At 45.6% G+C, this 19439-nt stretch carries 16 protein-coding genes; 10 read left to right on the forward strand and 6 right to left on the reverse strand.

Annotated features, from left to right (window positions below):
• Positions 1–99: 99 nt before the first annotated feature.
• A complete protein-coding gene (locus F0229_RS11175) occupies positions 100–1527 on the forward strand; it encodes an aminotransferase class I/II-fold pyridoxal phosphate-dependent enzyme (RefSeq protein WP_171732861.1) in 1428 nt (475 codons plus the stop codon).
• A 114-nt stretch (positions 1528–1641) separates the two neighbouring features.
• Here F0229_RS11175 and F0229_RS11180 read toward each other — a convergent pair whose 3' ends face one another.
• From F0229_RS11180 to F0229_RS11190, 3 genes are all read right to left on the reverse strand, one after another.
• On the reverse strand, positions 1642–2190 hold the full coding sequence (locus F0229_RS11180) for a carboxymuconolactone decarboxylase family protein (protein ID WP_017061666.1): 549 nt from the start codon (positions 2188–2190) through the stop codon (positions 1642–1644).
• Between the two features lie 237 nt (positions 2191–2427).
• A complete protein-coding gene (locus F0229_RS11185; protein ID WP_171732862.1) occupies positions 2428–2997 on the reverse strand; it encodes a GNAT family N-acetyltransferase in 570 nt (189 codons plus the stop codon).
• Positions 2998–4230: a MerR family transcriptional regulator gene (locus tag F0229_RS11190; protein ID WP_171732863.1), complete on the reverse strand. Its 1233-nt coding sequence runs from the start codon at positions 4228–4230 to the stop codon at positions 2998–3000. It lies immediately after the preceding gene.
• Between the two features lie 489 nt (positions 4231–4719).
• Between F0229_RS11190 and F0229_RS11195 the strand changes: the two genes are divergently transcribed.
• On the forward strand, positions 4720–5883 hold the full coding sequence (locus F0229_RS11195) for an amino acid permease (RefSeq protein WP_017066045.1): 1164 nt from the start codon (positions 4720–4722) through the stop codon (positions 5881–5883).
• 121 nt (positions 5884–6004) lie between these two features.
• Here the strand turns inward: F0229_RS11195 and F0229_RS11200 are convergent, their stop codons facing one another.
• Positions 6005–7984: a methyl-accepting chemotaxis protein gene (locus F0229_RS11200; RefSeq protein ID WP_017064939.1), complete on the reverse strand. Its 1980-nt coding sequence runs from the start codon at positions 7982–7984 to the stop codon at positions 6005–6007.
• Positions 7985–8479: 495 nt separating this feature from the next.
• Here F0229_RS11200 and F0229_RS11205 point away from each other — a divergent pair, with 495 nt between their 5' ends.
• Together F0229_RS11205 and F0229_RS11210 are read left to right on the forward strand one after the other, a co-directional pair.
• Positions 8480–8653, forward strand: a complete 174-nt coding sequence (locus F0229_RS11205; RefSeq protein WP_017061661.1) for a hypothetical protein — start codon at positions 8480–8482, stop codon at positions 8651–8653.
• Positions 8654–8792: 139 nt separating this feature from the next.
• Positions 8793–9377 carry a TetR/AcrR family transcriptional regulator gene (locus tag F0229_RS11210; RefSeq protein WP_017064940.1) on the forward strand — a complete coding sequence of 195 codons (585 nt, stop codon included), beginning with the start codon at positions 8793–8795 and terminating at the stop codon, positions 9375–9377.
• A 125-nt stretch (positions 9378–9502) separates the two neighbouring features.
• On the opposite strand, the gene F0229_RS11215 is transcribed toward F0229_RS11210, so the two are convergent.
• Positions 9503–11368, reverse strand: a complete 1866-nt coding sequence (locus F0229_RS11215; protein ID WP_171732864.1) for a fructose-specific PTS transporter subunit EIIC — start codon at positions 11366–11368, stop codon at positions 9503–9505.
• A 338-nt stretch (positions 11369–11706) separates the two neighbouring features.
• Between F0229_RS11215 and F0229_RS11220 the strand changes: the two genes are divergently transcribed.
• A complete protein-coding gene (locus F0229_RS11220) occupies positions 11707–12009 on the forward strand; it encodes a PTS fructose transporter subunit IIB (RefSeq protein ID WP_136979973.1) in 303 nt (100 codons plus the stop codon).
• A gap of 7 nt (positions 12010–12016) precedes the next feature.
• Positions 12017–12790, forward strand: a complete 774-nt coding sequence (locus F0229_RS11225; protein WP_017061657.1) for a PTS sugar transporter subunit IIA — start codon at positions 12017–12019, stop codon at positions 12788–12790.
• Positions 12791–12807: 17 nt separating this feature from the next.
• On the opposite strand, the gene F0229_RS11230 is transcribed toward F0229_RS11225, so the two are convergent.
• A complete protein-coding gene (locus F0229_RS11230) occupies positions 12808–13647 on the reverse strand; it encodes a helix-turn-helix transcriptional regulator (RefSeq protein WP_171732865.1) in 840 nt (279 codons plus the stop codon).
• 378 nt (positions 13648–14025) lie between these two features.
• Here F0229_RS11230 and F0229_RS11235 point away from each other — a divergent pair, with 378 nt between their 5' ends.
• The 4 genes from F0229_RS11235 to F0229_RS11250 all read left to right on the forward strand — a co-directional run bounded on the left by F0229_RS11235 (position 14026) and on the right by F0229_RS11250 (position 19364).
• The gene (locus tag F0229_RS11235) at positions 14026–15930 is read left to right on the forward strand and encodes a fructose-specific PTS transporter subunit EIIC (RefSeq protein ID WP_171732866.1); all 1905 of its coding nucleotides are present in this window, start codon (positions 14026–14028) and stop codon (positions 15928–15930) included.
• A gap of 90 nt (positions 15931–16020) precedes the next feature.
• The gene (gene manA, locus F0229_RS11240; RefSeq protein ID WP_171732867.1) at positions 16021–17238 is read left to right on the forward strand and encodes a mannose-6-phosphate isomerase, class I; all 1218 of its coding nucleotides are present in this window, start codon (positions 16021–16023) and stop codon (positions 17236–17238) included.
• Between the two features lie 259 nt (positions 17239–17497).
• The gene (locus F0229_RS11245; RefSeq protein ID WP_171732868.1) at positions 17498–17938 is read left to right on the forward strand and encodes a PTS sugar transporter subunit IIA; all 441 of its coding nucleotides are present in this window, start codon (positions 17498–17500) and stop codon (positions 17936–17938) included.
• A 13-nt stretch (positions 17939–17951) separates the two neighbouring features.
• Positions 17952–19364 (forward strand): fructose-specific PTS transporter subunit EIIC, encoded by a 1413-nt coding sequence (locus F0229_RS11250; protein ID WP_171732869.1) that lies wholly within the window; start codon positions 17952–17954, stop codon positions 19362–19364.
• Positions 19365–19439 lie beyond the last annotated feature (75 nt).

Below are 19439 nucleotides of genomic sequence, written 5' to 3' on the forward strand. Positions count from 1 at the left end.
CAATGCTGTTACCTTAGTTGGGTACAGATAACTAATAAAGATACAGATATAACACTTTATATAGTTACAGATTGAGAGTGTGCAACGAGGGAGAAACACGTGGAAGCAGAACTCAGCGGCAATAAATACCTTGCTACCGAACAACATATTAAGGCTCAGATCGATAAGGGGCTCTTTCATCCAGACGATCGCCTTCCCTCGATCCGCCAGTTAAGCGAACAGCTTGGCGTAAGCAAAAATACCGTAATTCGCGCCTATCAAGAACTGGAAGCCACAGGCTGGGTTTATTCAGTACCTAAATCTGGCTATCGCGTGAAAGCACCGAACACCACCAGCTGGGATGCATCAAGCCAACCTCAAAAAGTCGATCTGTTGTCTGTCACCAAATCGGTACTCTCTCGTCCAAAAGGTCGCCTGAAACTGTTGGCAGGCTCCGCGCACCCGAACATCAACAATCCTGCGATTCGTAGCTTGTATGCCGAGATTGGCCGTCACAGTCGATTACAAACTCAGCTTCCCGGTTATTACCAACTACCCCCCGGCGACGAGCAATTAGTAAAGCAATTGTTAAAGATCACTCATGATCTTGGTGTGCCTGCGGGCTCGAAAGAGATTGCAATTACTCATGGTGCTCAACAGGCGATCAGTCTAGCTTTGCGTGCGCTCACCAAGCCCGGCGACATCGTGGCGGTCGAGTCGCCCTGTTATTTCGGTAATCTACTTTTACTTGAATCACTTGGATTGCAAGCCCTTGAAATCCCAAGCAGCGTTAGCCACGGTATTGATATACCATCCCTACAGAGTGCGTTGGACAAATGGGAAGTGAAAACGCTGCTGCTAACACCAAACTTTACCAACCCGACTGGCTCAAGAATGCCTCTGGCTAATCGAAAGGCCTTGTTAGAGATCACCGGATCTTTACCAATTATCGAAGACGATGTGTTCGGTAGCTTGGCATTCGATACACCAATCGCTAGCCTCAAAGAGCTTGATGATCAAGATAGAGTCATCTACGTCAACTCACTGTCTAAAACATTAGACTCACGCTTGCGAATCGGTTGGTTACTGTCTGGGCGCTACCAACCTTTAGTCGAAAAGTACCTTTTATGCGACAACATGGGCAGCTCAAACCTGATGCAATCCGCGGTGGGGCAATTCCTCACTACCGGTAAATATCGCAGCCACTTATCCAAAATGAAACGGCTCTACCAAACCAACCAAAAGCAATTCCAAAGCCTGTTAATACAAGCACTAGATAGCCACCCACACCTTGTCGGGCAATACCACCTATCAAAACCGGAAGGCTCTTTTTTAAACTGGATAACACTGCCTGAATCGGTCGATAGCTACGCGGTCTATCAAGACTGTTTAAAGCATAAGTTGGGGATTTTACCCGGAACAGTATTTGGCACCAACGACCAATATAAACACTGCTTGCGCTTTACTGTTGCCAACATTGAAGAGAGCAAAGAGTGGAAAGAAGGGGTTGTGACACTAGCGAAGATAATCGCTAAGCACGTGCGTTAGGTTACCTTTCTAATTACCATTTAGACCAAAACAACAAAGCCCCATTCAACTGAGTGGGGCTTTCATCATTATCATATCTTGAGTTGCTTAAATACGATGGTTAGTTAAATACGATTACCCTTGCCAAGCGAACTGTTCAAAAACTTTGTCGACTGGCGTTTTAGCAACGTGGTTTACGTAATTACTGATCACTTTCTGAGACAGGCCAAGAATCACTTCTAGCACTTGTTGCTGACCGTAGCCCGCTTCGAAAAATGCTGCCATTTCACTTTCAGGCACATTGCCGCGGTTACGTACCATGCTCAGCGTAAAATCATGCAGGGCTTGCAGCTTTTCAGTGGGTAAAGCTGTGCGATTACGCAGTGCTTCGGTGATTGCAGGATCAACCTTCATTGAATGTGCAATGCCAGTGTGTGCAGGAACGCAGTAGTGGCATTCGTGTTCAACGTTGATGGTTTGCCAAACAACCGTTAGCTCTTCAGCATCGAAAGATGAGTCACTAAACGCCTGATGAAGCTGAGTGTAAGCCTTAAGTGTGTTTGGAGATTCAGCCAACACACCAAACAAGCCCGGCACTCTGCCCATCTGCTTTTTAGCGCCCTCAAGAATAGGTTGGCTTTGCTCTGGCGCGGATTCTACTGAGTGAATTTTGAAGTTGCTCATTGCTCTATCCCTATCAATTTTCGGTTCTAAAGTTATTCAATCACGGAGCAATTAATGAATGTTCTCCGTTGGTGTAAAAACAATATAAATCAAACAAGAACGATCGTTCAAGTGTTATTTTGAACAGTTGTTCAATTTATACATTGAAGCCAGAAGAATGTCTTCGTTCATAACAAGAAAGCCCAACAGGCAAACACCTGATGGGCTTTCTCTTTTTCTCAATTTTTTTGCAAGCGGCTACCAATATTCTGCGTGGGCCAAGCCTTTAACACAGCTCGACTTGCCACTTGTTACTTTAATTTCACCACCAGTCAACGATTGAGCCAACCAACCGTGAGGGAAACTCAATTTAAATGGCGCAGGGATCTGCTCAACGGTAATTTGCCCAAAGCCAACTTTGGAATAGTAACTAGGGTCACCGTATGTCACAGCAAGTTCAACGCCCTGCACCTTAAGAACCTGTAAACCAAAGTTAATCAGCTTTTGGCCAATACCACGTTTTTGAACCTGAGTACTCACCGCTACTGGTGAAAGCAAATATGCCTTCGTTTCATCGTCAAATGAAAGTGGTGTAAAGATAATCGCGCCTATAATCGTGCTATCCGTATCTGACTCACTAGAATCATCTTCAGCAACAAAGCAAAGTAGCTCTGTCGAATCCGTGATCGTTAAAAGATCGTTGGCAAGCTTACCCACTGTTTTACCTTCGTTCTCGCCTTCTGAATCCGTAAAGGTTTGAGTAAAAAGGCGAGTGATAGTTTCGATCTCGCTTGAATCATATTGTCTAAATTTCATGGTGTTCTTCACTTAATGTACTTTCTTCAACACAAAAAAATGATAATCAAAATCACGCAGCCCAGAGCCTTGAGAACCTTCTGAAAGATCACTCTTAGGTTTACTGTTATTGAAGAATTGTTTAATTTCATTGTCGCAATCTGCGAGCGCTTTAGAATTCGGCATCGTCGCTTTCAAAGCCTCGACTTGCTTTTGTAAAGGCAGGTAATAGGCGAGCCAACCGGCGTCGCTCATCGCGAAGTCATCCAATACTTGATAACCCTCTGCTTTTGCTTGTTTAATTCGCTCAGGTACCGTCGTCATGTCTGGGTATTCTTTCTGCCAGAATGCTTTGACTGGTTCGCTCGGGTTCTCGGTGTTCCACACCAAATCATTCACGACCAATATGCCGTCATCAGTAAGTAACTTTCGCCACTGTTTAAGTGCTTTCTGGACACCCATGATGTAGGCACTGCCTTCTGACCAGATCAGGTCGAACGACTTCGCTTCAAACGGTAAATCCATCATGCTTGCGCACACGGGTTGAACATTACTTTCTAAGCCAGATGCCTGTGCTTGCTGAGTCAAAATATCTAAACTAGGTTGATCGTTGTCTACCGCTGTTATCTGCACATCCGCTTGATGTTCTTTAATGGCTCTCGCTAACACAGTTGTTGCAATGCCTTTGCCACAACCAATCTCAAGTACCTGTTCCGGTGAACTAGGCACTTTGACAAATGCCTCTAAGGTATCTTCAGCCGTTCCAGGTCCTAAGCGATCTAAACCCTCGAAGATGGCGCCAAAATCCGCCATATATTGTTCATGTTCATTCATGTCTTTCGATAACCACTTCAATCGCAGCGCCTGTTTCTCATCAAAACCCTGCTTAATTAACCAATCGAGGTGTGCATCTGGCGCAATCTTGTCCATCGACTCATGCCAATCTTGCAAACCACTCTCGCCTAACAAGGCCGATAAAAGATCTCTCGAACGCTGTTTCTGAGCGATCTCTTCGTCCAATTGTTCGAGTCGGTTTTGTAACAAGGAGCGGTCAACCTTGGCATCCAAACACGCCTGACACTCTTTCAACGTCAGTCCACCCGCTTGTAACTGCTGCAACAATTTCACACGCTGCAAGTCGCGTTCGGAATAACTTCGATAACCATTATTGGTGCGTTGAGCTTCTATCAAACCCAACTTTCCATAGTACAAAAGCGTTGAACGGCTCAGGCCAACGAGCTCCGCTAATTCAGATATGCGATACATCCACTTCTCCCTCATTTCAGTAGTAAAGATAAACTATGAAGTTGTAATCAGGTCAACAGAATTTTCGACACTTTTCTCGTTCTTTACCTATTTACCTTCAAATTGATAAAGCGATCTGAGCGTGTCTTTTACCCATAGAACGGTTAGTCATCGACATTGCCTGAACGGGATTCAGGAAAGGAGAAGTATTAAACTTGATGAATTGAAAACAATTAGCTCATAAACATACTTCTTTTTAACTGAATTTTGCCAATTTCTAAATCATTCAATAATGGACGAACGTTAACTAAACGATAAATAAACTCACCGAGTGAATACTTAAATCAACCACACATATACACCAGAAATTCCTGCTTAAATTTTTTAGAAAAATTCAAAATTTATTAGAAATTAACCCCTAACTTTACTGAGTAATTTGTTAGGCTTGGCAACAAATATTTACAATCCAACAAAAAATTAATTGGATACTTTGAGGTTGCTTTCTTGAATATGAAATTATTCGGCAGTTCTTTGATTCTGTCAGGAACTGCATTAGGGGCTGGCATGCTTGCTATTCCCATGGTGTTGGCTCAATTTGGCTTCATGATCAGCTCAGTGCTGATGCTACTTATCTTTATCGGCACCACTTACTCTGCACTCCTACTGGCAGAAGCGTGTACTAAAACCAAAGACAACAGTGGCATGAGCAGTGTTGCTTACCTCACTCTGGGCAGCAAAGGTAAACACTTTATCAATGCACTTTTTTACCTACTGTTGGTGTGCATGCTCATCGCTTATATCTTGGGTGTCGGTGACATCATCCACAAGCTACTGCTCGATGTTGGTATTGATGTATCGACCTCTGCAGCTTACACAGCTTTTAGCCTATTAACGGGTGTAATTGTAGTGGCGGGCAAGTCTTACATAGACAAACTTAATCGTGGCTTATTCATCATGATGGTGGTGATGCTGTTTATTGTTATCGCGTCGTTGTTTAGCAACATTCGCCTTGATTACCTTACTCAAACCAGCCAATACACAGCCAATGATGTGGTGCAATACAGCGCGGTTATCTTTACCAGCTTTGCCTCTATGGTGGTGATCCCATCACTGGTGATCTACAACCGTGAAGCGACTCAAAAGCAGATCCGCAATATGATTCTGCTTGGCTCAGTGATTCCATTAATTTGCTACCTGACTTGGTTATTCGCGATTATCGGCAACCTCGGCACAGACGCGATCAGCCAGTTCCACAATATCTCTGAGTTGATCTCTGCGTTCAGCGGCCAATCTGCTTGGTTGAAAGTGGTGATCGCTCTGTTCTCTGCTCTGGCCTTGGTGACTTCTTTCCTCGGCGTGTCGATGGCGCTTTACGACCAAAACAAAGATGCGGTGACCAACAACAAAGCGTTGGCTTATGCGCTAACCTTCATCTTACCTTTGGTATTAGCTGAGCTGTTCGCTAGCCAGTTTGTAAGCATGCTGGACTATGCAGGTATGGTGCTGGTGTTCCTAGCTATCTGGGGCCCACTCGCAATGGTAGTTAAGGTTCGCAGACCTGACTTCCCTCACCTACAAACCGAAGGCAGCTACACAGCAGCCGGTGGCGACACGGCATTAATGGCGACATTTGGTTTTGGTGCGTTGATTTTCGTGTCTTGGTTTATGGGGTAGATCCCCATTGAATGGACTATCTGTTGCCATTTAGAAGACAGCAGATACAAATAGCCCGTTAGTCCTGCTATTAAAAGTAGAGACTAACGGGCATTTTACTTCTTATTGGAGTGCTTGCTAGTTAGCTCTTAAACGTACTCGCAATATCTTTCAATGAAGCTGCTAACTGAGCTTGTTCTTTGGCTGTTGCAGCTATTTGCGTTGCACCTGTCGTAGATTCTGTCGACTTCTGCTCTACTGCCATGACGTTTTGAGCAATATCTTGAGTCACTACCGCTTGCTCTTCGGTAGCGGTTGCGATCTGCTCAGTCATGCTAAAGATCTCGCTCACCGATGCTGAGATACCTTGTAAGGTGTGTTCCACCTCTTTTGAATCCTCAACCGCTTTAGACGACATCTTCTGACTGTTATCAATCACATTAAACGCGGTTTGCACATCAGACTGTAACGAGCTGATGAAACCTTCAATTTCAGCTGTCGACTGCTGAGTACGCTGTGCTAACGTGCGAACTTCATCAGCCACTACCGCAAATCCACGACCTTGCTCACCCGCTCTTGCCGCTTCAATTGCCGCGTTCAATGCTAACAAGTTAGTCTGTTCAGCGACGGACTTAATCACATCAATCACACTGTTGATGTTATTACTGCTCTCGTGTAAGTGCGTGATCTTTTCCGCTAGATCATTAATTTCAGATGCCAGTTTTTCGATAGAGTGGTAAGAGTTTTGAACCGTACTCAAACCTTCTTGAGACTGCTCATCGACCAGTTTAGCGGAACTTGCTGTCTGCTGAGTTTTAGCCGCCACCTCATTTACCGTTGCTGATAACTCTTCTGTCGCCGTCGCAACCAAGCCAATTTGGTCTTGTTGTTGCACTAGCGTGTTCGAATTGTAGTGACAGGTTTGTGAGGTTTCTTCAGCGGCTGAAGCTAAGGTCAGACTCGACTGAGACAGGTTGTCGATAACGTTTGAAAACTTCTCTAGCGTTTCGTTGAGTGCCGAAGAGATCTGTCCAAGCTCGCTGTTGCCAACGAACTTAGCGCGAACTGTTAAGTCGTTGTCATTACGAACCTTAGACAACATCACTGTAAGATCTTTTACTCTCATCGTCAGGTCGCTGATCGCCTTATAGCTCACGAAGGTCGCGAACAAGGTTATCAAAGCAAACAGACCAATACTCATCATCATCGCAGACTGCGCCTCTGACATTTTTTTCTCTGTCAGTGCGATAAGCGACTCTGCTAGGCGGTTTTCTGTTTTCTTTAGCTGAACAATACGAGCGGTAGATTGCGAGAACCAGTACACAGGATCAACATCAAAACCGCTCATCTTAGATTCAGCCAAACCACGAAGCTTTTCTACTTCTGCCACCGAACGATCATTCAATTGCTGTTCAAAGAAACGAACGTTAGCTGGGTTACTCAATACCTCAAAGTTTGAGAAATAGGTATTTTGCTCAGTCACCAAAGAGATGAATTTAACCAACATGCCTGGGCCAAATTCATTTTTAGAGAAGGTATTATTTAGGACAGCACGCTCGATACCCGCTCGCTCTTTACCTTGTAAAAAGTTGTAGTAAGCGATGGTTTCAGTGGTGATGGCAGCATCAGAGCTAAGCTCAGCAATTAACGCCGATACGCTCAGCAGCTTTGCATTCAGTTTGGTGTAGTAACCCAAAGCTTCAGACAGAGGAATCGATTGAGAATCCACTCGATTTCGAATAGAAGTAATTTGATTTAGGCTTTGGCTTATTTCAGTGTTCAGCCGAGTGATCTGCGGTAAATCGATTTCAGCAGATTGCCAGTATTCGGTTTTCAGATTACGTCTATTATCTGCACTGGCTCTTTGTGCACGTAGTTCACTGACAAACTTAGTGCCCTGTGAGCCGATAAACCCAGCCGTCATTCCACGCTCTTTTTGTAACTCATGCACAAGTTCACTGTACACAACCGACAAACGGGTAAGTTGGTTTAATGAAGACAATTCACTGGTGGTTTCTACGCCTTTTGAAATCGCAGAAACGCTAAGCCATAGAAATCCCAAGATCGGTAAAATAAGCAAAGCGATGATTTTTTGCTTAAAAGACATATCGGTTAATTTCATTATCATTTCCCTAGCAGCTAACAAATCTTTTCAGTCATCTAACTCGCACACCCTTAATAAGATGCGCCTCAATTGTGACTGTATAATTATTCAACTTGATCAATGTGCATCAATTACCGTACCACACAGATCGCGATGCGATGAAGGTAACATTTAACCTTACAAAATTCATTGATTTACCGATAAAACTGTTAGCTAAGCGACCTAACGATACCCAAAACACATGCGACAACATTTTATTGACGTAAGCGACTGAAATCTGACACACTTTAACTACCCAAAAGGGGTAGGCCTGCACCAATTATGTGCTCAGAGAAAACGATATATTCAGAACTAACTATAGATTCAACGCTCACCAGCGATTGATTCACAACTAATCAACTCCCTATTCTGCGCTGATTAACTGTCTATTCCTCGTTAACTAAATATGTATAATGCCGAATTATCAAAGTAGAGATTCGCAATAAATATGCGACAACAACTGAGATATATTGTATGGATTGTCCCGCTTGCGAAGAACATATCGGTTGGGAATGGGTAGAAGAAGCGGCTATTGAACCCAATGAGGAATTCGATTGTCCAGAGTGCGAAGCAACATTGATGTACACCATCGATGAAGGCACCTACTACGGCGCTCAGCACAAGACCGTAGAAGTTATTGATGATTAAGATTATTTCCTGATGATCTGGATGTTTTATTAACTCTTTGATGTTCTAAGCCTGCGCAAAGCAGCTAAACACACCTTTACTAGAACGGGCGTTCAGCATAAAATATTGAACATATGTTCAGATTAATGAAGTAGATGTTATGGCTAAGACCGCTAAGTTCGATAGACAAGACGTAGTAGATAAAGCAACGAACCTGTATTGGGAAAAGGGCTTTCATGCGACTTCTATGCGCAACCTGCAAGACGTGATTGATATGCGTCCGGGCAGCATCTACGCGACGTTCGGCAGCAAAGAAGGTTTGTTTAAAGAGACGCTTGCTCGCTATACCGAACTTGGCATCCTGAATCTGAACCGCTTCCGCAGTGAAACAGACTCTCCAATCAAAGCGCTCGAAAGCTTCGTCAAACGTGCTGTGGTCGAATCAAAACAAAGTTCGCCAAATGGCATGTGTATGCTGGCAAAAACGGTAGCAGAACTGACTGATGAACACGCCGAATTATTAGAAGAAGCAAAGAAATCACTCAAAATCATGGAAGGTGAGTTCGCTAAGCTGATCGCAGAATCACAAGAATTGGGTGAGATAAGCAAAGAGCGTGAACCGACTCAGCTTGCTCGTCATGTTCAGGTTCAAATCGCAGGCCTGCGTACCTACGCCAAAACCTGTGACGATATCGATTTACTCAACTCAATGGTTGAAGACGTATTTAAGTACCACCCTTTTTAGCGTTTGACCTGACTGATTGGGCACAACACAAAAAGACTCCACTTTCGCCTTAACAGGTCTGAGCGGAGTCTTTTTAGTTTTGATCTAGTTAACTTTATAGATGATAAACTTTGCGGTTTAAAGAGTTACACCTTTCTCATGATCAACGCCTGAGCATTAAGCATTGCTTCCTTAGTACTGACATCCAAGGTTTTCACGTTCGCAAAGCGTTCAACTTCTTTAATCGCCACATCGTGAGCAAAGATCACCAACCTCGCCCTTTCAATGTCTTTCTGGGTAATGCGATTACCTATTCCGTTGGCACCTTGGGTTTCGACTTTAATCCGAACCCCAAGATGATGCGCCGCCTTTTCTAAAGACTTCGCCGCTAAGAAAGTGTGGGCAACACCAGATGGACAAGAAGTGATCGCCAATACATCTGCTTGCCCTTCTTCCGTTACCGAACCACAGGTGAACTGATTAGAATTCACTTCACCTTCGACCACGTTCTTCTTCAGAAGAATCACGATCAGGGCTGTCGTTAGAGCCCCCGCTAGTGTGCCAACGATATAGCCAATCTTGCCATCAACCACAGGCAGAACAATCCAACCCCCCCATGGTGCATGGTTTACCACATGGAACATAAAACCAACCACATTACCGACAATGCCACCAGCAACCACAGCAGGCAGCACTCGCGCAGGGTCGGCAGCAGCAAATGGGATCGCACCTTCACTGATGCCGATCATTCCCATGATCCCTGCGGCTTTGCCCGCTTCGCGTTCGTCGCGTTTAAACTTCTTCGGCGATATAAAAGTCGCCAGAGCCATACCGAGTGGTGGCGTACAAATCGCAATGCCAACGCCACCCATCAACCAAGGTTGGGTATTTACCTGAGTTTGGGCAAACAGCGTTGCTACTTTATTGATCGGGCCGCCCATATCAAAGGCCGTCATTGCACCTAAAATACTGCCCAATACCATTTTTCCGGAGCCTGCCATGCCCGTGAGCATTTGGTTCATCTCAAGCATTACTTGAGCTATCGGAGAGCCAATCACCCACATCACCGCACCACAGGTCACGAAGGTGCCGACTAATGGATAGATGAAGATAGAGCTCAGCGAGATCATGCTGTCTGGCAGTTTGATCTTCTTAAGTAGATTCACCACAAAACCAGCGAAGAAACCGACCACAATTGCACCGAGAAAGCCGGTATTGTATTGATTCACCGCAACCCAAGAACCAATCATACCGGGCGCTAAACCCGGTTTGTCGGCCATTGAATACGCGATGTAACCACCGAGCACCGCTGTAAACAGGGTTAACCCCGCGATGCCCATCTGTGCGATATCTGCTAACACACCGCTTTCAGGTACTGCACCATGACCCGACATCATCACCGACAAAGACAACAACACACCGCCCGCAACCACGAATGGGATCATGTGCGAAGTGCCATATAACAGGTGTTCTTTGAGTCTATTGAGAGATTGTGCCCAAGGACTGAGCGGCTCGACATACACTTCATGATGGCTAGAAGCGTAGCTGTCGAAGGAATCTGAATTGGCTTCGAGAAACAGCTCTTGAGCCTCTTCGACCGACTCGACTGCCTTTAATTTTGTAACAAAGCCATCTTCGATCAGTTTGGTCGAGATCTGAGCCAGTACCTCGATATGATGGTCGTCGTTGTTGTCTGGTGAAGCGAGCATAAAGAACACATCGGAGAGTTCACCGCCATCAGCACCATAATCAATGCCCGTTCGGCTAATGCCTACTGCGACAGCAGGTTTAGCTACGGCAGTGCTTTTCGCGTGTGGAATCGCAATGCCATCGTCAAAGCCTGTATTACCGATGGCTTCACGTTTCCAGATATCATCAAGGAATTCACGTTTATTGGAGAGCTTACCGGCACGGTCGAGCAGTTCAACAAGCTCTTCAAATACCGCCTGTTTTGAGTCTGCTTGTAGTTCCAAGCAGATAATCTCGGGCTCGATAATATTGGTGATATCCATATGTTGCTCTGCCTCGCCTGCATTCAGACTGAAGTAATTAGTGTCTGTTAACCTAGGAATAAGGTTAATAAGATGAAAAGATTAACGGTGTGAAGGCACTCAATATATAGGACGAAAGGTGCATTAACTGGATTATTGTAACCAAGAACTCAGAGTGTGACTTTCACCTTGGAATAAAAAACGCCAATCCATAAAATCCACAGAACCCATAACAATATCGTCCCTCCGCCATGCGAGCTTTCTATACTGGATTTTCCATGCAAGATAGCTTTTCCAAGGTAGCTTCTGAAAGGTAGCTTTTGTAACGTAACAGGGACGAGATTAAGCCGAGAATAATAATGAGAATTGTAGCGGTAACTGCGTGCCCTACAGGCATTGCGCACACCTATATGGCAGCTGATGCTCTAAATAAAACAGCCCCTAAGTTCAACGTTTCAATCAAGGTTGAGACGCAAGGCGCTATGGGTATTGAAAACTTACTGACAGCCCAAGATATTACCCTCGCAGACAAGGTGTTGATCGTCTCTGATATCGACATCGGACAACTAAGCCGATTTGACCCAGCTAAAACCGTATTTGTTCCAATGGAAGAGGTGTTGTTGAGTGTCGATAAAGTTTTTATTAAGCATTGTCGAACTTAAGCTTTTGATGAACGAATACCAGATCACCTTCTTCGTTAACGATCCTGCCGCGAACTCACATGTCGCACAGCCGCTGACTCGCTTAGCGAAGAAGTTCAAAAGCAACATCCGCATTATCAACATCACTCAAAATCGAACCGCTGATCTCTCCAAATCCGTCGCGATGCTGCAAGTAGGTTTACTTCGTGGTGATTTGTGTCAGATAACCGCGGTTGGTATTGATGCGGAGCTTGCCTGCTTCGTTCTCAAAGATGTCATTGCAGAGCATTACGACATGGTTGGTTCGCAAGTGAACCATGAGTTCTCTAGCGATTTAATCCAGCGAATGCCACAGATATGCCCGCCTTGTGACATCAAATGGCACCACGCTAAGGCGCAAACCCAACTAACCAAATTTGAGTGCTTAAAAGGGCTCGCTCACCTTGTTTACCCAGAGGATCCAGATGAACTGATTCTGGCATTTATTAAGCGAGAAGAACGCTCTTCAACCTGCGTGTCACCGGGTATCGCACTGCCGCATGTAATGTTTGAATCGACTCAAGATCTCTCGATTGCGGTTATCGTCAGTGACGACCCAATTGACTGGGCATCACGTATCGGCGAAGTGCATGTGGCCATTGCTCTTGTTCTGCCAACCAAGCCACAGCGTGAGCACATTGTCGCGGCGACCAACCTAACTCGAAACCTGCTTCACGATCAGGTCAATGAGCGTCTGCAAAAGACTCGAAGCAGTGTCGACCTACAAGCTCTTCTGATGTATATCTCTTCACGTCTGATTTGATTACCAGCTCGTTAGTTCTAGATGGATCCTCGATATTCAGTCGGCGTTCTTCCTGTGCGATTCTTAAACACTCGACAGAAGTAGTTCACATCCTTAAAGCCGCAACGCAATGCTACTTCATTGAGCTTGAAGTTGTACTTTTTGAGCATGAACTTAGCGCGGTCGATTCGCACACGTGTAATGTATTCAGCCAGCGTCATGTGGCCTTGTTGACGAAACATTCGCGACAAATGGTTGGATGAAATACTAAAGCGCAAAGCGATGCTGTCTCGCGTGATCTGGCGGTGGAAATTCTCTTGGATATAGATACAGATCCCTTGATACACATCCTGTACGCGGCTGTGAGACTTCTCGACAGGCGCATCCAGCATCGTCTTGCTGTATTGAAGCAACGCTTGCAGCAATAATTCATCCATCGGCTGCTTGTTGCTCTCGCGCGCTAACGAGCTGAGCGCCTCCAAAATATTATCAATCGCAAAGCCAGAGCGAGTCTGAATACTATGCTTTTGGATATCGTAGAAGCTCTCTTCCCCTTTGCGCTTGCTCACCAAGCTTAAACCAAGCTGACGACGCCCAAACAACATACTCAGCACCGAGCAGTCAGTATCCCAGTTAGGTTTATTCCAGCAGTTAGGTGGGATGAAAATCGCGTCTCCGGCTTTGGCAATAACGTTAGTGATCTTACGATCATGACTCTCCATTTCATTAATATACTCTCCGTCTAGCACCAGCTCTAAGCGCGGAAAGTTCACCTGATAACTGCACGCTGAAGGTGTATGAAAATCTCCAGCAAACCAGATGTTGTGAAACGGTTCTCGCTCGTTTAATACCGACGAGATTAAGTCATGAAATATCATTATTCGAACTCTTATAAGCAGCAATAAGGCTACCGGAATAGATATACCTGTAACTGAAACATAGCGCTATTGAGCAAAATCACAATTTGAGAGCTAGGTTACAAAAATCCAGTCTTAGAAATAAATCTCCAGTGGAGAAATCGATTAGGCACGTAATTTCCCAGATAACAAAACACGCTGTAGCCCTTATAAATAAAAGCTTAAGAGCATGACAAATCTTGTCAACACAGGGCTAAAAACGCCCGTTAGACCGATCAAAATCACACTCCACTTATAACGCAACAATCATCCAGTAAATGCATTTTTTCTTCACTACAGAAGGCAAGCCGTAGATTCCAGAATACCCCTAACAAAATAAAAACAGAGTAGGGGTTCATTATGATCACGACATTGATCAACCAAAATTTGATTAAGCTTTCGCTTAGCGCTAATTCAAAAGAAGACGTATTTAAAGAGCTGATCGAGGTGCTGTACGCACAAGGTCGAATTTCAGACAAAGCACAGTTCCTTACCGACATTAAAGCTCGTGAAGAACAAGGTAATACCGGATTTGAAGAAGGTATTGCTCTGCCACACGCGAAAAGCGCTGCGGTCATCAAACCCGCGGTTGTTATCGGTGTCCATCAACAGGGTATCGAGTACGGCGCCGATGACGGCCAGCCATCAAAACTGTTCTTCATGATTGCCTCTCCTGATGGCGGCGATAATCACCACATCGAAGTACTGGCAGAACTTTCTTCAAAACTGATTGAAGAAGGCTTTATCGAAAGCTTCATGAATGCTCAATCTGAACAAGAAGCATTAGAACTACTGCTTAGCAAACCTGAGCCTTCAGAAACTGAAACCAACGTTGAGAAACATGGCTTCATCATTGGCGTGACAGGCTGCCCAGCTGGCGTGGCACACACCTATTTGGCAGCTGAAGCGCTAGAGAAAGGCGCGGCGACTCTTGGATACGACATTAAGGTCGAAACCAACGGTTCTATCGGCGTTAAAAACAGTCCAACTCAAGAAGAGATCGAACGCGCAGACGCAATAGTGGTGGCTTGTGACAAACAGGTCGACATGGCTCGCTTTGCCGGAAAACGCGTTATCAGCACCAACGTAAAAGCACCAATCAAAGACGCGCAAGGTTTGATCAAACAAGCGCTCAATGCACCTAGCTACCAAGCTGAACAAGCGCCGACCAACCAATCTGTTGCAGAGAAAGCCTCGCAAGCGCGTTCAGACCTTTATCGTTACTTGATGAATGGCGTATCTCACATGATCCCATTCGTGGTGACAGGCGGTCTTTTGATTGCCCTAGCACTAGCCATTGGCGGTGAGCCGAGTGAATCTGGCATGGCAATTCCTGCTGGCAGCATGTGGAACCAAATCCTAGAAGTGGGTGTGGTTGCCTTCACATTGATGATCCCAATCTTAGCCGGCTACATTGCTTACGCGATTGCTGACCGCCCTGCTCTGACCCCTGGCTTAATTGGCGGTTGGATTGCCAACAACGGCTCTTTCTATGGCGCTGACGCAGGCACAGGCTTCATTGGCGCAATCATCGCAGGTCTATTGGTGGGTTACTTCGTTAAATGGATTACTTCGTTTAACTACCACAAATTCGTTCAACCGCTTGTGCCTATCATGATCGCTCCGATCACTGGTTCTCTATTCATCGCAGGCCTGTTCATTTTTGTTATCGGCGCACCTATCGCAGGGCTGATGGATGCGCTTACAGCACTGCTAACCAGCATGAGTACAGGTAACGTGGTTCTGCTTGGCATCGTATTGGGTGGCATGGCTGGTTTCGATATGGGTGGCCCGTTCAACAAGGTGGCGTTCCTATTCTCAGTCGGCATGATCGCCAGCGGTCAAACTCAATTCATGGGCGCGATGGCGTGTGCAATTCCTGTGGCTCCACTGGGTATGGCTATCGCAACCAGACTTGGCCGTAAGTTCGACCTATTCGAATCTTCTGAAATCGAAGCAGGCAAAGCAGCAGGCGCGATGGGCTTAGTGGGTATCTCTGAAGGTGCGATTCCTTTCGCGGCTCAAGATCCAATGTCAGTTATCCCTGCCAACGTGCTTGGCTCAATGACTGCTGCGGTAATGGCGTTCTCATTTGGCATCACCAACAGCGTGGCTCACGGTGGTCCTGTTGTGGCTCTGCTCGGCGCAATGAACTACCCAATGCTGGCACTGCTGTGCATGGCATCTGGTGCGGGCGTGACTGCGGTTACTTGTATCGCGCTTAAAAATCTACGCAAAGCCAAGCTAACAGCAGCAGCGGCTTAAGCCATTTCAACTCCAATGGCTTGAGCCCCTCTACTGTCCTTTTTAGGAACGAATAGAGCTCAAGCCATGTTTCCCTTCATGGTGATTTCGATGTCTGATTTTTCTTTAGCGAACGACTCGTTCGTACAACGCTTTTTCTACCCTATGACCAACGTAATTCAAAACTACGCATGGGGTAGCCCTTCTTCGTTCAGCCAACTGTTTGGTATTGATAACCAGTCTGGTGAGCCGCAAGCGGAGATCTGGATGGGTGCTCACCCTAATGGTTGTTCGATGGTCACTGACAATGGTCAGCAAACCACGTTGTCGAACCTTATTTCGAAGAACCTAAACCTGTTTCTAAGTGAGAAAATAGCAAGTCGATTTGGTGAACTACCATATCTATTCAAGGTGTTAGCAGCAGAGAAAGCGCTCTCGGTTCAAGTTCACCCAAACAAACAGCAAGCGGAATCTGGCTATGCTCTTGAAGAGCAGCAAGGCATTCCAATGACAGCTGGCAATCGTAACTACAAGGATCCTAATCATAAGCCAGAACTGGTGTATGCCCTAACGGACTACACGGCGATGAATGGCTTTAGGTCGATCAGCGAGATCCTTGAGCACTTCCATTACCTCGATATTCCTGAGCTGCACTCGATGGTTAACGACCTCGCGGGCGATCAAACGCCTAATGGATTAGCGAGCTTCTTCGCGAGTTTATTGTCTTTGCAAGGTGAACAAAAAGGCATGGCGCTGACCATGTTGTTGATGAAGGCGAAACTTTCAGATGCCCCTGTGTTCCAGTTGATTTCAGAGTTGGAACAACAGTATCCGGGGGATGTCGGCCTGTTTGCTCCGCTGCTATTGAACGTTATCACGCTAAAGCCGGGGCAAGCCATGTATCTGGATGCCGAGACGCCCCACGCTTACATCAAAGGCACGGGCTTAGAGATCATGGCGAACTCAGACAATGTATTGCGCGCTGGGTTAACGCCTAAATACATGGACGTGAATGAACTGGTTTCTTGTACTCGATTTAAGGAAAAGCCTGCGGATAGGTTACTGCTCAGCCCGATAGAGCAAGGTGATGTGATGGAATACCAAATTCCAGTCGAGGATTTTAAGTTCTCTATCGTGCAAAACTCACATCAGCGACGGATCACTACCGAAGGTGCCGAGATCCTACTACCTCTCGACGAATCTATGGTGCTTACTCACCAGTGCGGCGAAACCTGCGTGATAGAGAAAGGCCAATCGGTATTCATTCCTGCTTATGCTGAGAGCTACAAACTGGACTGCGTTGGCCGAGTAGCGCGTGCTTACAGCTAGCTCCCTTAGAACTCAGTACAAAGTCTTACTGCCCTGCTCATGCGGGGCATTTTTGTTTCTGATGAGGCCGCTCGGCGTGTCAAAAACATAATCAAAAACACCATCAAATATGACCCATCTCACACTGGATGAATGATGCAAATCACACTTAATTTTGCTTGGTACAAATGTACAGTGAAGGGCTTTTATTTGCTATTTCGCGAATCGGGTTAATCCATTAATTTTAATTCAAGAACTTCAATAGTGAATGAGTTAATAAATGATCACACAGCTAACTAACGTCAACTTAATTAATAACAACCTTAAAGCGAATAATAAAAAAGAACTGTTTGAAGAATTGGCAAGCATGTTATTTGAGAACAACCGAATCAGCAGTAAAGAAGCCTTCTTGGCAGACATTGAAATTCGTGAATCTCAAAGCATCACCTCAATGGACGGCATCGCTTACCCACACTCAAAAAGCAAGGCTGTAACTGAGTCTGCCATTGCTGTCGGTGTTAAGCGTCAAGGTATCGAGTATGGCGATGAAGACGGCATTAACCCAACCGTATTTTTTATGATTGCCTCACCCGATAACGGTGCAGACCATCATATTTATGTACTACAAGAACTATTTGGAAAATTCAGCGATGAATTTATTCAAGATATCCATAACGCAAAAGACGAACATCAAATCCTTAATATTTTAATTAATTCATAAGGCGTAGACAATTATGAGCACCCTAACAACTCAAGCTACGAATACTAATAATAAAAACAGTAGTAGCGACTTTAAAAAAATCCTTAGTACCATGAAAGGCCACCTGCTTTTCGGAACCTCACACATGCTACCTTTCATCGTAGCCGGTGGTGTTCTGTTGGCGTTAGCGGTCATGGCATCAGGCAAAGGTGCGGTTCCAGCCGACGGCTTGTTGGCAGACATCTCTAATATCGGTATCAAAGGCCTTGTTCTTTTCCCAATCATTCTTGGCGGCTTTATTGGTTACTCAATTGCAGATAAACCAGCACTAGCACCTGCGATGATCTCTTCTGGCATCATGGCTGACATGGGCGGCGGCTTCCTTGGCTGTATCGTGGCAGGCTTTATCGCCGGTGGCGTGGTGTTCCAACTTAAGAAGATCCCACTTTCTGCGAACATGACGGCTCTAGGTGCGTACTTCATCTACCCGCTTCTAGGTACGTTAATCTCTGCAGGTATCGTACTGTGGGGCATCGGTGAGCCAATCAAACTGTTCATGTCTTCAATGAACGAGTTCCTAGCTTCAATGGCTGGCGCATCTAAGATGGTTCTGGGCACAATCCTTGGCGGTATGACAGCGTTTGATATGGGCGGCCCTATCAACAAAGTCGCGACCCTATTTGCTCAAACTCAAGTAGACACGCAACCTTGGCTAATGGGCGGTGTAGGCATCGCGATTTGTACTCCACCTCTAGGTATGGCTCTGGCGACTTTCCTATTCAAAAACAAGTTCTCTAAGCAAGAGCAAGAAGCAGGTAAAGCAGCAGCAATCATGGGTTCTATCGGTATCTCTGAAGGTGCTATCCCGTTCGCAGCGAATGACCCAATGCGCGTTCTTCCTTCAATCGTAGCCGGTGGTATCGTGGGCTGTGTATTCGGCTTCATGACAGACGTTCTTCTGCACGCACCGTGGGGCGGCCTAATCACTGCGCCAGTATCAAGCAACATTCCAATGTACGTCGTCGGTATTGCGCTTGGTTCGCTAACCACAGCCGTTATCGTAGGCTTCTGGAAACCGGTAGCGGTAGAAACAGAAGAAGACATGGTTGAAGCGCCAGTACAGGCTCAAGTGGCGCCTGTAGCAGGCGAAGGCGAGTACGACATCGTAGCAGTAACATGTTGCCCTTCTGGTGTTGCACACACCTTCATGGCTGCAAAAGCACTAGAGAAAGCAGGCTTAGCCGCAGGCCTTAAGATTAAGGTAGAAACTCAAGGTCAAAACGGTATTCAGAACCGCATCACTGACCTAGATGTAGCGAACGCAAGACTGGTTATCTTGGCTCACGATATTCAAGTGAAAGACGCTCACCGCTTTGCTAACGCGAACGTAATTGAGTGTTCAACCAAGGAAGCAATGAAGAAAGCCGCGACTATGGTGGCTATTTAAAACCTGAAACAAGTTAAAAGATAAAATTACTACCCCCTAGTAACTAAAATCCCCATTCGTCTAGTCAACGAATGG

The organism is Vibrio sp. AIC-3, from assembly GCF_013114515.1.
In the GTDB taxonomy this organism is placed as follows: domain Bacteria; phylum Pseudomonadota; class Gammaproteobacteria; order Enterobacterales; family Vibrionaceae; genus Vibrio; species Vibrio crassostreae_C.

What these genes read in the sequence shown, in the direction of transcription:
- F0229_RS11245 (WP_171732868.1), top strand. Translation starts at nt 17,498, where the DNA reads ATGATCACACAGCTAACTAACGTCAACTTAATTAATAACAACCTTAAA.
- F0229_RS11220 (WP_136979973.1), top strand. Translation starts at nt 11,707, where the DNA reads ATGAGAATTGTAGCGGTAACTGCGTGCCCTACAGGCATTGCGCACACC.
- F0229_RS11195 (WP_017066045.1), top strand. Translation starts at nt 4,720, where the DNA reads ATGAAATTATTCGGCAGTTCTTTGATTCTGTCAGGAACTGCATTAGGG.
- F0229_RS11215 (WP_171732864.1), bottom strand. Translation starts at nt 11,368, where the DNA reads ATGGATATCACCAATATTATCGAGCCCGAGATTATCTGCTTGGAACTA.
- F0229_RS11230 (WP_171732865.1), bottom strand. Translation starts at nt 13,647, where the DNA reads ATGATATTTCATGACTTAATCTCGTCGGTATTAAACGAGCGAGAACCG.
- F0229_RS11205 (WP_017061661.1), top strand. Translation starts at nt 8,480, where the DNA reads ATGGATTGTCCCGCTTGCGAAGAACATATCGGTTGGGAATGGGTAGAA.
- manA (WP_171732867.1), top strand. Translation starts at nt 16,021, where the DNA reads ATGTCTGATTTTTCTTTAGCGAACGACTCGTTCGTACAACGCTTTTTC.
- F0229_RS11200 (WP_017064939.1), bottom strand. Translation starts at nt 7,984, where the DNA reads ATGAAATTAACCGATATGTCTTTTAAGCAAAAAATCATCGCTTTGCTT.
- F0229_RS11250 (WP_171732869.1), top strand. Translation starts at nt 17,952, where the DNA reads ATGAGCACCCTAACAACTCAAGCTACGAATACTAATAATAAAAACAGT.
- F0229_RS11235 (WP_171732866.1), top strand. Translation starts at nt 14,026, where the DNA reads ATGATCACGACATTGATCAACCAAAATTTGATTAAGCTTTCGCTTAGC.
- F0229_RS11210 (WP_017064940.1), top strand. Translation starts at nt 8,793, where the DNA reads ATGGCTAAGACCGCTAAGTTCGATAGACAAGACGTAGTAGATAAAGCA.
- F0229_RS11180 (WP_017061666.1), bottom strand. Translation starts at nt 2,190, where the DNA reads ATGAGCAACTTCAAAATTCACTCAGTAGAATCCGCGCCAGAGCAAAGC.
- F0229_RS11225 (WP_017061657.1), top strand. Translation starts at nt 12,017, where the DNA reads ATGAACGAATACCAGATCACCTTCTTCGTTAACGATCCTGCCGCGAAC.
- F0229_RS11190 (WP_171732863.1), bottom strand. Translation starts at nt 4,230, where the DNA reads ATGTATCGCATATCTGAATTAGCGGAGCTCGTTGGCCTGAGCCGTTCA.